This window comes from Candidatus Kapaibacterium sp. (genome assembly GCA_025059875.1).
Taxonomy (GTDB): Bacteria; Bacteroidota; Ignavibacteria; order Kapaibacteriales; family HRBIN21; genus HRBIN21.
Window position 1 is genome coordinate 60,309 of the sequence record JANXCT010000008.1, and the last position, 12,383, is coordinate 72,691.

Annotated in this window: 14 protein-coding genes; 4 read left to right on the forward strand and 10 right to left on the reverse strand. The window is 60.9% G+C overall.

Annotated features, from left to right (window positions below; all coding sequences use genetic code 11):
- Positions 1-89 precede the first annotated feature (89 nt).
- Genes NZ960_07860 through NZ960_07870 form a run of 3 tightly spaced genes read left to right on the forward strand, consistent with a single transcriptional unit; the run spans position 90 to position 2,734 of the window.
- Complete coding sequence (locus NZ960_07860; protein ID MCS7177505.1) at positions 90-953, forward strand: RNA polymerase sigma factor RpoD/SigA; 864 nt, start codon at positions 90-92, stop codon at positions 951-953.
- A gap of 33 nt (positions 954-986) precedes the next feature.
- Positions 987-1,886: a lipoyl synthase gene (gene lipA / locus NZ960_07865; protein ID MCS7177506.1), complete on the forward strand. Its 900-nt coding sequence runs from the start codon at positions 987-989 to the stop codon at positions 1,884-1,886.
- 35 nt (positions 1,887-1,921) lie between these two features.
- Positions 1,922-2,734 (forward strand): DUF547 domain-containing protein, encoded by an 813-nt coding sequence (locus NZ960_07870; protein ID MCS7177507.1) that lies wholly within the window; start codon positions 1,922-1,924, stop codon positions 2,732-2,734.
- A gap of 16 nt (positions 2,735-2,750) precedes the next feature.
- Here NZ960_07870 and bshB1 read toward each other — a convergent pair whose 3' ends face one another.
- From bshB1 to NZ960_07890, 4 genes are all read right to left on the reverse strand, one after another.
- Positions 2,751-3,551, reverse strand: a complete 801-nt coding sequence (gene bshB1 / locus NZ960_07875) for a bacillithiol biosynthesis deacetylase BshB1 (GenBank protein ID MCS7177508.1) — start codon at positions 3,549-3,551, stop codon at positions 2,751-2,753.
- A gap of 3 nt (positions 3,552-3,554) precedes the next feature.
- A complete protein-coding gene (gene rpiB / locus NZ960_07880) occupies positions 3,555-3,995 on the reverse strand; it encodes a ribose 5-phosphate isomerase B (GenBank protein ID MCS7177509.1) in 441 nt (146 codons plus the stop codon).
- Complete coding sequence (locus tag NZ960_07885) at positions 3,992-4,405, reverse strand: DoxX family protein (GenBank protein MCS7177510.1); 414 nt, start codon at positions 4,403-4,405, stop codon at positions 3,992-3,994. The genes rpiB and NZ960_07885 overlap by 4 nt, the downstream gene beginning before the upstream one ends.
- 62 nt (positions 4,406-4,467) lie before the next feature.
- On the reverse strand, positions 4,468-4,875 hold the full coding sequence (locus tag NZ960_07890; protein MCS7177511.1) for a hypothetical protein: 408 nt from the start codon (positions 4,873-4,875) through the stop codon (positions 4,468-4,470).
- Between the two features lie 182 nt (positions 4,876-5,057).
- Between NZ960_07890 and NZ960_07895 the strand changes: the two genes are divergently transcribed.
- Positions 5,058-6,806: an ABC transporter ATP-binding protein/permease gene (locus tag NZ960_07895; protein ID MCS7177512.1), complete on the forward strand. Its 1,749-nt coding sequence runs from the start codon at positions 5,058-5,060 to the stop codon at positions 6,804-6,806.
- A 182-nt stretch (positions 6,807-6,988) separates the two neighbouring features.
- On the opposite strand, the gene NZ960_07900 is transcribed toward NZ960_07895, so the two are convergent.
- The 6 genes from NZ960_07900 to NZ960_07925 are packed head-to-tail and all read right to left on the reverse strand — an operon-like array spanning position 6,989 to position 12,098.
- Entirely contained in the window at positions 6,989-7,603 is a 615-nt protein-coding gene (locus NZ960_07900) for an HmuY family protein (GenBank protein ID MCS7177513.1), read from the reverse strand.
- Positions 7,604-7,624: 21 nt separating this feature from the next.
- Entirely contained in the window at positions 7,625-8,212 is a 588-nt protein-coding gene (gene pyrE, locus NZ960_07905; protein ID MCS7177514.1) for an orotate phosphoribosyltransferase, read from the reverse strand.
- On the reverse strand, positions 8,188-8,901 hold the full coding sequence (gene ubiE, locus NZ960_07910) for a bifunctional demethylmenaquinone methyltransferase/2-methoxy-6-polyprenyl-1,4-benzoquinol methylase UbiE (protein MCS7177515.1): 714 nt from the start codon (positions 8,899-8,901) through the stop codon (positions 8,188-8,190). The genes pyrE and ubiE overlap by 25 nt, the downstream gene beginning before the upstream one ends.
- The gene (locus tag NZ960_07915; protein MCS7177516.1) at positions 8,898-9,248 is read right to left on the reverse strand and encodes a hypothetical protein; all 351 of its coding nucleotides are present in this window, start codon (positions 9,246-9,248) and stop codon (positions 8,898-8,900) included. Before NZ960_07915 ends, ubiE begins: the two co-directional genes overlap by 4 nt.
- Positions 9,245-9,889 carry a hypothetical protein gene (locus NZ960_07920; GenBank protein ID MCS7177517.1) on the reverse strand — a complete coding sequence of 215 codons (645 nt, stop codon included), beginning with the start codon at positions 9,887-9,889 and terminating at the stop codon, positions 9,245-9,247. Before NZ960_07920 ends, NZ960_07915 begins: the two co-directional genes overlap by 4 nt.
- A 43-nt stretch (positions 9,890-9,932) precedes the next feature.
- Complete coding sequence (locus NZ960_07925; GenBank protein ID MCS7177518.1) at positions 9,933-12,098, reverse strand: TonB-dependent receptor; 2,166 nt, start codon at positions 12,096-12,098, stop codon at positions 9,933-9,935.
- Positions 12,099-12,383: the final 285 nt, after the last annotated feature.

Here is a 12,383-nt window from a genome sequence, read left to right on the forward strand (position 1 = left end):
TTGACGCCACAATAGCCCCTCTGGGCGGTCGTCCTATTGGCATGCTCTGAAGCTCCGATGGCCTGTTCCACCAGCTGAGAGTAGTGCCCATGCGCATTACGAAACAGTATACGAATCGCGAAAGCCCGTCATTAGACCGGTACCTGCAGGAGATCGGGAAGTATGAGCTCCTGACTCCAGAAGAGGAAATCGAGCTAGCACGGCAGATCAAGCGCGGTGGACCGGAGGGCGAGCGAGCCCTTGAGAAGCTTGTGAAAGCCAACTTGCGCTTCGTCGTCAGTGTAGCGAAGCAGTACCAGAACCAGGGACTTTCGCTCGGAGATCTCATCAACGAGGGCAACCTTGGGCTCATCAAGGCAGCCCGTCGGTTCGACGAGACACGCGGCTTCAAGTTCATCTCCTACGCCGTGTGGTGGATACGGCAGTCCATCCTGCAGGCATTGGCGGAACAGGCCCGTCTGATTCGCCTGCCACTCAACCGAGTCGGGGCACTAAACAAGATCAGCCGCAAGTACAGCGAGCTCGAGCAGATCTATGAGCGAGAGCCTACCCCGGCTGAGCTGGCACAAGAGCTGGACATGAACCCCGAAGAAGTCGCTGAAACCCTACGCCTGGCTGGCAGGCACCTCTCCGTTGATGCCCCATTTGTACAGGGCGAAGACAGCCGCTTACTGGACATCCTGCCCAACGAGGATGAACCCGACCCCGACGAGCCAACGATGCAGGAATCGCTGCGGCAGGAGATCCGGGCACTGCTCAACCGCTTACCGAAGCGTGAAGCAGAGATCCTCCGCTACTCCTTCGGCCTGGACGGCTATCCGCAGCTGACGATAGAAGAGATTGGCGAGAAGTTCAACCTAACTCGCGAGCGAGTCCGCCAGATTCGTGAGAAAGCTCTCCGCCGCCTGAAGCACATGAGACAGGTGCAAGAGCTGCGCATCTACCTCGGCTGAGCCGAGGGAGAAGGGCACAAGTGGGCAGTGCAGATGGATAGTCTCCCCCTCATCTCCCTACCGGTCCTCTCGCAGGTACCGCCACGGACGCTGCGCCCGGAGTGGTTGAAGGTGCGCGCTCCTGGAGGCGAGAACTACGTCCGTCTCAAGCGGATGATGCGGGCGAAGTCACTCCATACGGTCTGCGAGGAGGCCCGATGCCCCAACATCGCTGAATGCTGGGGTGCTGGCACAGCAACGTTCATGATTCTGGGCGACATCTGCACCCGTTCCTGTGGCTTCTGCGCTGTCAAGACAGGCCGCCCGCTGCCGGTTGACCCCGATGAACCACGGCGTGTCGCAGAGGCAGTCCGCCAGATGCGCATTCGCCATGCTGTCATCACTTCCGTCAATCGAGATGAGCTGCCCGATGGCGGCGCCATCTGGTTTGCTCGCACCATTCAGGAGATTCGCCGCCTCTGCCCTGGGGTCACCGTGGAAGTCCTCATCCCCGACTTCAAGGGCAAGAAGGAAGCGCTCCAGTTAGTCATTGACGCTCGACCTGATATCCTCGGGCACAACACCGAAACCGTTCCCCGCCTCTACCGACGCGTCCGCCCGCAGGGCAAGTACCACTGGACCCTGAGCGTCCTCCAAGAAGCGAAGTGCCAGGGCATGCGAACGAAGACGGGCCTCATGCTCGGGCTGGGCGAACGGCTGGAAGAGGTGGTAGCCGTCATGCAAGACCTCCGAAAGGTCGGGGTAGACATCCTAACCCTCGGACAGTACCTGCAACCGACTCCTAACCACCTACCAGTGGAGCGGTACGTCACGCCTCAAGAGTTCGATGAGCTCCGCCGAATTGGCCTAGAGATGGGGTTTGAGCACGTGGAGGCTGGGCCCCTTGTGCGAAGTTCCTACCACGCCGAGCGCCACGTAGCACAACCTCGATAATCGAACATCGCTGTCACATCAAGCTGGACACCATCATGCGGAGCTACATCACCGCCGCTAAGGTCGCGCTCTCATGGAGCCCTCTGCTACTTGCCCAACCCGACACTTTCCATGCCGTCTGGGACAGCCTACTCCAGCGGTATGTCTGGGCAGGGCGAGTCAACGCCTTCGGAATTGCGCGAGAACCCAGCTTTCGGGCATACCTAGACTCACTGGCCGTGGCAGTGCCAGAGCAAGGCCCACGGGAATCCCAAATGGCCTTCTGGCTCAATGCCCACAATGCCTGTGTCGTTGCTGTGCTGGCGCGACATCCCGGATTGCGCTACGCTGGGGCATGGGACTCCCTGATGCGGCTCGATACCTTCTGCATCGCCGGCGAGGAGCATACTCTGCTAAGCCTCCGCGACCGCCTGCGCCGCTTTGGAGATCCGCTCCTCCACTTCGGTGCCAGCGGCATCACGCAGGGCTTTCCTCCCTTGGCCCGCCGTGCCTTCACAGCAGCCAATCTCCAGCGCCGACTCCGTGAGAATGCCCGCGCCTTCTTGCGCTCCCCACGCGGCTGCGTCCTGGATGTGGAAAGCAACACGCTCTGGCTCTCCCCACTCTTTGCCTGGTATCGCGCGGACTTTGAGCGTGATGGACGCACCCTCCTCCATTTCGTGGCTGACTACGCCGAGCCAACTGTAGCGGCCTACATCGCCGCCCGGCAGCGCGAGCTCCGCATAGACTTCCTGGAGCTGGACCGGCACACAATCGCCCGCTTCGGACCGGTGACGACTTCACGCATCAATCCCCTGGAGACCCGCTCTGAACAAAAGCTACGTCGTGGCAGCCGCAAGCGGCGGTGACAGAGCAGACAGAAGCTCACGACACGCTCCCTGGCCAAGAATCCTGCAGTGGCTCTTCAAGACTTGCGGTGCGCACTCCCTCGTGCCCTAGCCAGATTCCCATTGTCGGGATTCCAAGCGGCGTCAGTGCCAGAAAGGCTTCTGCGTACCGCACTCCAACCCGAGAGCCGAAGTAGCGCGCCCGCAGCTCCAACAGTTCCCAGAACTCCGGTCGCGAGAGCACCGTCTCAGGCTCACCCTCAGGGGAGACCCCCGGAACGTACACCTGCGATGCATGTGCCTGTACAGCGCGCACCTTTTCGGCGTACACGTCGCTGATGTCCACGTAGAAAGTCGGCTGGAACTCGTAAGCCTGCATGTAGCAGAACAGCAGTGGCGGACGGTACGGCTGCTGCGGCTGCCCGTCCATTCCGTACGTGACTAGCTTTGCTAAGCCACTGTGGAACCACGCCGCACGCACCAGTCGGTGGACCTGTTCGTGATCTGGATGCCGCTCAAACGGTGGCGGGAAGAGCACGATGCGTGGGCGATAGTGCCGAAAGAGCCTCGCCAGTGCCTCGATCGCCTCCGGTGTTGGAGCAACATAACCATCGGGAAGCCCCAGGTTTTCGCGCGCAACAGCCCCAATGATGGCGGCCGCCTGCGCCGCTTCCCGAGCCCGGACCTCTACCGTCCCCCGGCTTCCTAGCTCACCACGTGTACAGTCCACAATTGCCACTCGCCAGCCCTCACGGACAAGCTTGATGAGCGTACCACCACAGGACATCTCCACATCGTCAGGGTGGGCTCCAACGGCCAGCACGTCTACGAGCTGCATCCCTCAGCGCTCTGTCAGTTGGTGAATCTTGCCAACCCGCCGCTCATGCCGGCCCCCCTCAAAAGGGGTCTCCAAAAACACCTGCACGATCCTCCACGCCTGCTCAAACGGCATCAGCCGTGCTCCGAACGTGAGTACATTAGCGTTGTTGTGCAGGCGGCTCAGACGTGCCATCTCCTCCGTACAGCAGTTTGCAGCCCGCACGCCTGGCACTTTGTTGGCGACGATGCTCATGCCGATGCCACTACCGCAGATGAGAATCCCGTAATCTGCCTCTCCACGGGCCACCGCCCTTGCAGCCAGAACGGCGAAGTCAGGGTAATCGCTGGACTCCTCCGAGTGGGCCCCATAGTCCTGCACCTCGTTCCCTGCCTGCTGCAGGAGCTCTCGTAGGCGCTCTTTGTACGCAAAGCCCGCATGGTCAGAGGCTATAGCAATCCTCATCGCTGCTGCCTCCAACGTGCTAACCACGCATCCACGCTCCACCGACCGGGCCCGAGCAGCCACACCACCACGGCCAAAATACCGTAAGTGGCCGCTAGCTCACGCCGAGAGAAGGGATCACCAGCATGGGCTACGAAGACCACCACTGCCATCGTTACCGCGACGAAAGGTAGGACGGCTCGAAGGCCGAGTCCCAGGATGAGACCCACCCCGCCGAGCGTCTCCGAGAGTGCCGCCGCCCAAGCGAAGACCTCAGGCAGAGGGAAGCCCATCTCTGCAACGCGCTGCTGGAACCTTTCCATCCGCCCGAACTTTGGAACTCCATGCCACAACATCATCGCCCCAAGCCATACGCGGAGCAGTGCTAGTGCAAGGTCTGGCCACAGAGGTTTTGCAAGCCACCTCAGCATCACCCTGCCTCTACCCGCTCTGCACCTATGTGCAGGAGACGCAGAGGTGCTCCCTGGCAGTGTTACTGCAGCTCTTCAACGCTGTCGCTGACGACTACTCGCACGGCGATCCACCCATGGCGTGGCGAGCGGTAGAAGTGCATCTGCCACACCACTGCTTGCTGCCCATAGAGGCCAACGTATGCCAACCGGAGCAGGCTCTTTCCGTATGCCGTCATGCGGGCAAGCTCGTAGCCGAGAGGTAGCCCACAACGCTCGTGGAGCCGATAGGTCTGCTCCACCAGTTGAGCCTGCTGAACCGAATCCGCTAACGGTCCGCCTTCCAAGAGCCTTGCGTAGGCTCGCTCTACCTCGCCAGCCGCAAGGAGCTTGAAGAAGTGAGCCACTCGGGCTTGGACGGCCTCTGGAACGGCTGGCTGCGCTAGTCCTATCACTGTACAGAGAAACGGCAGTGCAAAGCCTCGCCACATTGTGCGCCCCTCCTGCTGCACGACCGACAGCACATGGAGACGCACACTACAGGCCTACGCGTCCGCGGTACTGACGCCGCACGACATTGGCGCTGAACCCTCGTGGGGCTTGCTCCGAGCATGCACTACACACATACGGCGTTCGTACTCTTCCAGCACAGGAGCCGAGCTTCGAACCGAGCATGCGCGATCTCCTTTGGCTGTCGCCGTACCTACGCCGATACTGGATCCGCCTCCTCATCGGAGCGCTGAGTGTTCTGGCCGCAAACCTCGCTTGGGCCTTCACTCCTCGAATCGTCGGGCATACGGTGGATGGCATCATCGCGCGGTCCCTCTCTACCCCCTCTTTGCTCCTCAACCTGGGCGGAATCTTGGGGTTGACACTCCTTGGCGGAGTGCTCACCTTCCTGATGCGACAGACCATCATCGTGGTTTCCCGGATTTTGGAGTACGAGCTCCGAAACGACTTCCTACGCGCCCTCGAGCGCCACTCCGCCCGCTTCTTCCACACCCACCCTACTGGCGAGCTGATGGCGTATGCCACGAACGACATCTCAGCAGTCCGCGAGTTTCTAGGTCCAGCTATCATGTACGGGCTCAATACCGCGATGGCGCTCACATTCTCGCTCCTCTTCATGCTGACGCTGGACGTCCCCATGACTGTGTTCGCCCTACTGCCACTACCTCTTGCTGCCATCCTAACCTATACCATCGGCAGGCGCGTGCATGCAACCTTCACCACTGTGCAGGAGCAATTCGGGGAACTCACCCGCCACGCCCAGGAGAGCTTCTCCGCCATCCGGGTTGTTCGGGCCTACGGGGCTGAAACTGCGGAAAGCGACCGCTTCCGCCAATTGAGCTGGGAGTATGCACTCCGCAGCCTACGCTTAGGCCGCTTCCAGGCTCTCTCTTCGCCCTCTATGCTGGCGCTGGTAGGAATCATCCAGCTTGTCGTGCTCGGCTACGGCGGATTCCGGCTAATGGAGCAGACGCTGACGGCCGGGGAGCTAGCGCAGTTCTTCCTCTACACCAACGAGCTCATTTGGCCCTTCGCCGCTCTGGGATGGATTACGAACATCGTGCAGCGCGCGGCAGCTTCTGCTGCACGGCTCCGGCACCTCATGGAACTGACACCCGACGTCCCTGACACAGGACGGCTCCGTATCCATGCCCACGAGCTCCGCGGGAGGATCGAGTTCCGCAACGTCTGGTTCCGCTACACTGACGACCGCCCATGGGTACTCCGCGATGTCAGCTTCACTATCCCCGCTGGTAGTATCGTCGGCATCACCGGCCCAATTGGCAGCGGCAAGAGCACACTGGTGGCACTCCTGACACGGCTGTACGATGTGACGCAGGGATCCATCCTCCTGGATGGGCACGACATCCGGGACTATCCTCTGCGGGTCCTCCGCTCCGCTATCACGGTCGTGCCGCAGGAACCGTTCCTGTTCTCGCTCAGCGTTGCGGAGAACATCCGCTTCGGCAAGCCTGATGCTCCTCTGGAGGAAGTGCTCCGCGCCAGCCAGTGGGCAGCGCTGCACAGCGACGTTGAGCTCTTCCCAAAAGGCTACGACACTCTCGTTGGCGAACGTGGCATCACGCTCTCCGGTGGGCAGAAGCAGCGCGTTGCTCTGGCCCGTGCCTTCCTCCGTAACAGCCCTGTCCTGGTGCTGGATGACGCCTTCTCCTCCATCGATAGCGCCACCGAAAGCGCTATCCAGCACCGTCTTCGGGAGCTCGCCTCCGGACGCACAGTCATCCTCATTGCTCATCGGATCGCGAGCCTTCTGGTTGCCGACCGTATCCTCGTACTGGATAACGGCACCGTCGTAGAGGAGGGCACCCACAGCGAGCTCCTACAGCGCGGTGGGCTCTATGCCCAGCTCTACCAGTACCAGACCCTCCAGGCAGAGCTGGAGCGACTCTGAAGGACTCCAGAGGGACTCCCAAGGCACAATCGAGTTGTTCTCCGCTACCACCTATGTGTCGGTAAGACGTCCACCGTCAGCTTTCAGGTCAGAGCAACGTGCACGCCATCTTGATACACCTCCGGTGGCCCAATTGCAGCAGGGCTCAATAGCTGCAGAAGCCCAGTTCTTATGCCACAGTCCTATGGGAAGGACCTCGTTGGGCTCACTGTGTAGCGAATAGTCCAATAGCCTAACTGGAACGGGTCGGGCTGTGCAGGGGCATCTTTGTAGAGGCTGACGAATTGGACTTTAACGTACTTGCCTGAGCGCGTCTGCAGTACTAAGGTCTTCGGCAGTGGGATCAGCGTGCGGGTCTGGCTGTTGTACAGGAACAATCCCTCGCCTCTTACTGAAGGGGAGATCACCCGCCGGGCCGCTGCTGTGTCATCTTCCCGGAGCTGGACATCTGCCGGTATCTGCTTAACCTGGCCATACGGCTGGTCGAGCACCACTCCTCTGGTCTTCCCACTTGGGTTCACCGTCCCAGAGTTGAGCAAGATGTCCACTGAGCGGGTCCGCGGTGAAAGCGCCGGCAGCAGTAGGTCCCACTCAGCCGTCCCGCGAAGGGCCAGCGAGACGGTGTCCCCACGCTCAAAGTCCAGCAATGCGTAGCCCTTCGCTGTGTCCACCCACAGATTCCGGATAGTACGCTCCTGCGGAGGGGTTGTCCCACCACCGTCGGTTGGCGTCTCTTCCTTCGCGCACCCAATTAGGAAGAATCCACCAAGCAAGGCCAATCCCAAAGTCCACCACATGGCTCTTTCTGTAGAGTTGGTTCAACATTCCTCCGAGTCTCCTCGAGCTTCGTTAGGAATTGCTGCCGCTCTGAGCTCCTCCAGCGTGAAGAGGGCACGGAAGGGGACACCCGGCTCCCGAAGCCGCTCGGCGGCTCCCTGCTGCCGGTCAATCACGCAGAGAACCAGGATGGGCTGCGCACCTTCTTGCCGCAGGACCTCCAGGCCCTCCAGGAGTTGCCCACCCGTGGTAACAACGTCCTCCACCAGCACAACCCGCCGCCCCGCTACTGGAAAGCCCTCACTGCGGCGCTGGGTACCGTATTCCTTCGCTTGCTTGCGCACGAAGGCACAGGGGAGTCCACTAGCCAGGCTGGCGGCTACTGCCAGGGGTACCCCTCCCAATTCCATACCCGCAATGACCTCCGTCTCCGGCGGAAGCTGCTCGGCAATGAGCTGTCCCAGCGCCCCCAATAGCTCTGGATGAGCCTCGAACTGGTACTTGTCCACGTACTCACTGCTCCACTGCCCAGAGCGGAGACGGAAGTTCCCGCGCCGATAAGCTACACGAGCAATCTGTTGGAGGATGTCCTGACGTGTCCCCATCAACCGACGGTCCCGACGTAACACCAGGCGATCCCAGCCATCAGAGGGTACGCCCGAACGGTACAGAATGCTCCAGTCCTCTCCATGAGCTCCACGAACTTCCGTCCCGATGGAAAGGTTGCCGAAGAGACATGGAGGTATTCGTAAGCCTGCCGATTGCGGGCGAAGAAGGAACCAAAGAGCGGAATCCAGTATCGGCTGTAGAACCAGTAGGGAGCAGCCCAGATGCCCTTCGGTTGCCCTAGCTCCAAGATGACGACCCTCCCTCCAGGGCGCACCACTCGAGCCATTTCTCGAAGACACCTCTCGGGCTCCCGCATATTCCGGATGCCGAAAGCGGCGGCGCTGATATCGAAGGTAGCATCCGGAAACGGCAGTTGGTGACAGTCTGCTGTCATCCATTGAATCGGCACTCCCCGCCGTTGAGCCTTCTGGCGTGCTCGCTCCAGCATCGGTTCGCAGAAGTCTACTCCTACGACATACCCTTGCGGTCGGACAGCACGCCAGAAAGCGAATGCAAAATCTCCCGTTCCCGTTGCACAGTCCAAAACAGCCATCCCCGAACGTGCTTCTGACCACCGCACCGCCCGCCACCGCCACCAGTAGTGGAGCCCCGCCGTCAGCAGCGTATTGGAGCGGTCGTAGTACGGCGCCAGCTCTGCAAACATCTGCCGAATCGCTTCCGGCGAGCGCTGGAGCAACCCCAACCTCATTCCGTGGGTATTCCTAAACGCTGCACCACCTCCTCCGGCAACTCCAGCTCCAGCAAGAGCATTGCCGAGGCAATTGTCTTCCCCTGGGAGTCTAGCTTCAGCGAAACCGTGCCACCACCACCCAACGTATTGTGGAGCACGAAGTTCAGTGCCCAGAGGTTTGGGAGCTCGTACCGCTCCACTGGACCAAGGCAGATCCCACGGAAGTGCTCTTTGACACGTTCAGCCGTCAAGTAGTCCCGCAGCACAGGGTACCACTCCTCCCGGTAAGCGATGACACCGCAGTTTACTGCATCGCCCTTGTCACCACTACGGGCGTGAGCAATCCGCCATAGGGGCACCTTCATGGCTGCCGTTCCCTTTGCAGCTGCAGCACATCCACGCGCACGACCTCTGAGAGCCACCGCAGTGGCTGGGGATCGGTCCCGACCACAAGCGCTGGAAAACGCAGAGCGGGTAGCCGACCTAACCTCGCAAGCAAGCGGTATTGCAGGCGCACGGCGGGCGCAAACGCCTGCTCTACTTGAGGAATCGAAACCCGCTCGGAGGGCTCTACAGACACTCGCACTGTATCCCCAGTGCGCCCCTGAACCCTCCGCAACAATAGCAACGGGGGAAGTGGCGCCGGCGGCATAACTTCCGCTAGGCTCAGCACCGATCGCCTCCCGTCAACGGAGCTGAACACAAGTATCGTCTCTCGATGGAGTGAATCCGGTACCCCAACGATCAACGGACGTACTACCTCCCACACTGACAGCACCTCGAAGCGTCCCAACGACCGCCCATCCGAGGCCCGCAACTCTGCCGTAATCCTCCCTGGATGCTGCAGCAGAGTCTGTAGCTCTATCCGCTGCCCATGGACGTGGTTCTCTGCCGCCACCCCTACAGCGGCACTGCACAGCACTGCTAGTGCCACCATCCTATATGCATTCCATTCGCTCAGGAGCACAAAGATAGCAATCCAGCACTCGGGTTTCTGTAGCCGCATATCAGCACGTGGCCCACTGGAGTTCCGCTAGCGCTAGCCGCACTTACAGCTCCCACTCCACTCCGAGCTGCACCGTACGCGGCATCCCCGGCAGGATACCCCGGCTGCGGTCGGCGATGTAGAGGCGGTTGAAGAGATTCTTCACCGTCAAAGCGATGTTGAGCTTCCACTCTCGCAAACGCCACTCAACCGTCCCGTCAACGATCGTATACGGCGGTAGTCGGCCCTGTCGCCCATTCGGAGTTGGCTCGACAGTATTGAGATCATCGGCGAACTGCGCCCCGACGGAGGTCGTCACTACTTGGAGCAGGAGCCACTGCCACGGTTTCCACTGGAGAGTGAGCGAGAGCTGGTACTCTGGAGCGTACGGGAGGCGATTCCCCGTGATTCGCACTGAGGGGGAGAGGACACTGTAGCGCTCTCCCTCGTATCGAGCTATCGGCAGCCAGGTGGCGCTCCCAATGCAGCGAACGCCGCCCAGTCCCAGCAACGATTCTGCATCGGCGTCCATCATCAGCTCTATCCCCTGGTGCAGGGTTTGTCCAGCGTTCGTCAATGCCGAGGTCACGCCGCCGGCCAGCGTCGCAGGGATGATCTGATTGCGGAAGTCCAATCGGAAGGTCGTCAGCTCCGCCGTCAGCCCTGGTAGAGGCCGAGCACGTATCCCGAGCTCCCAATTCCAGCTCCGTTCAGGTTCCAGCTCAGTTACCCCGCCGTTGTTGTCAATCACATCCTCCACCCGCGGCGGCGCGAAGCCGGCATGGACGCCGAAGAAGAATGTCCACGCCGTCGCTGGCGTATACGTCAGCCCAACTGCTGGGATCACCGCCCAGAGCTGCGTCTCGCCGGCAACGCCCACACCATTGTTTGCCAACGCATTGAGCCGGCGGTATTGGATCCACTCCGCCCGCAGCCCAGCGGTCGCACTCCACTGACGCCACAGCGTCTGCCCCTGCACGAACGCCCCGCCAGCAAGCCCCCAGCGCCAGTTGTCTTCTACGATCGTGCCCGTGCGTCCTATCGCTGACCGAGCCCGAATTTGGTAACGGTGCTGCCGCTCCCCGTGGAGGCGCAGTCCTGCCCGCAGCCGATGCTCTAGCGAACCGGTCTGGAAGGCATGTAGCCACTGCCCCTCGACACCGGCAAACCAGTACTGCCGCAGGCGTCCATCGGCCCGATTGGGATCCGGAACCACTCGTACCCCCTCGTAGTTGCCTGGATCCGCACTGTTATCTGCAGAAACCAACGTATCGCGTCCATCCGGCGTCCGCTGCCGTACCAGACTTCCCTGACGCCACCAGTCCCGCTGGAGGTAGGCTCCATAGCCGGTTAGCGAAAAGCTTCCCTGCGGCAACTCCAGCTCCCATCGCACCTGCCCCGAGTAGCGTTCCACGAAGAAGGTGTCGTGAACGAAGGGGTTCTGGAAAGGGCTCTCCTGAAACTGGGCAAGTGTCAAACCGGCGTACGTCGCCTGTGAGACCTCGTCATACAGGTTGACCTTGAGCAGTAGTCGCTGTCCCTCTGCTGGACGTAACCAGGCCTTCAACGCCACATCCCCTATGCGGACGCCGGTGTTCTCCCGGTTGAGCTGCCCCTGCTTATAGAGCCCATCCAGCAGGAAGCCATCCCCCTGCTCCGTCTGCTGCCCGTACAGAACATAGAAACTTCCGTACCGCCGCGTCCCTCCGACCGCTCGGACGTGCAACTGCCGTCGCTGAGCCAGCACTGGCGTGACGTAGTTGATAACTCCCCCAACCGTATGCGGACCGTAGAGCACCTGGGCCCCTCCTTTGACGACCTCCACCCCACGGAAGCGCTCCATCGGCGGGTGGTAGTAAAGGGCTGAATAGCCGTACGGCGCCGGTGCGATGGGAATGCCATCCTCCAGCACTAATACCTTCCCACTCCGTGTAGGGGGCAGCCCTCGAATCCCAATATTGGCTCGTAGACCCATCCCGTCCTCCGCCTGCACATGCACCCCTGGTACTGTCCGGAGGATCTCCTCCAGACTGACGGCGTGCAGTTCCTCATACCGCTGTGGTGTGATCCATACGAAACTCCCCGCAGTCCCCGTACGACTCTCCTCACCCAGGACCTGAACTCCCGGAAGCCGATAGACTCGAACTGTATCAATCCTCCGCTCCCCCTGTTGTGCAGCTCCCACCAGTACGAACACCCCATACCCTACAGCAGCCAGGAGCACGTGCATCTAAGCCTACCTCAACAGAAGTTAGACTTGGTCCAAGTAAGCTCCGCGAAATTATGGCGTTGCCGTTTACCACAGACCTTCCCTCACAGCAGGGGAATCCGAAACAGGTGAAGACCCAAATCCTACCGGCTCCTCGTCAGGCCAAAACAAAAAAATCCCCTCCCCGAAAAAGGGGAGGGGAAAGGGGAAATGAGGGGGATACAGCCTATCGCACTAAGGTCATCTGCTTCGTTGCCACCACGCGCCCGTCCAGCACCAAGCTGTACTCATACACCCCGGCACCCA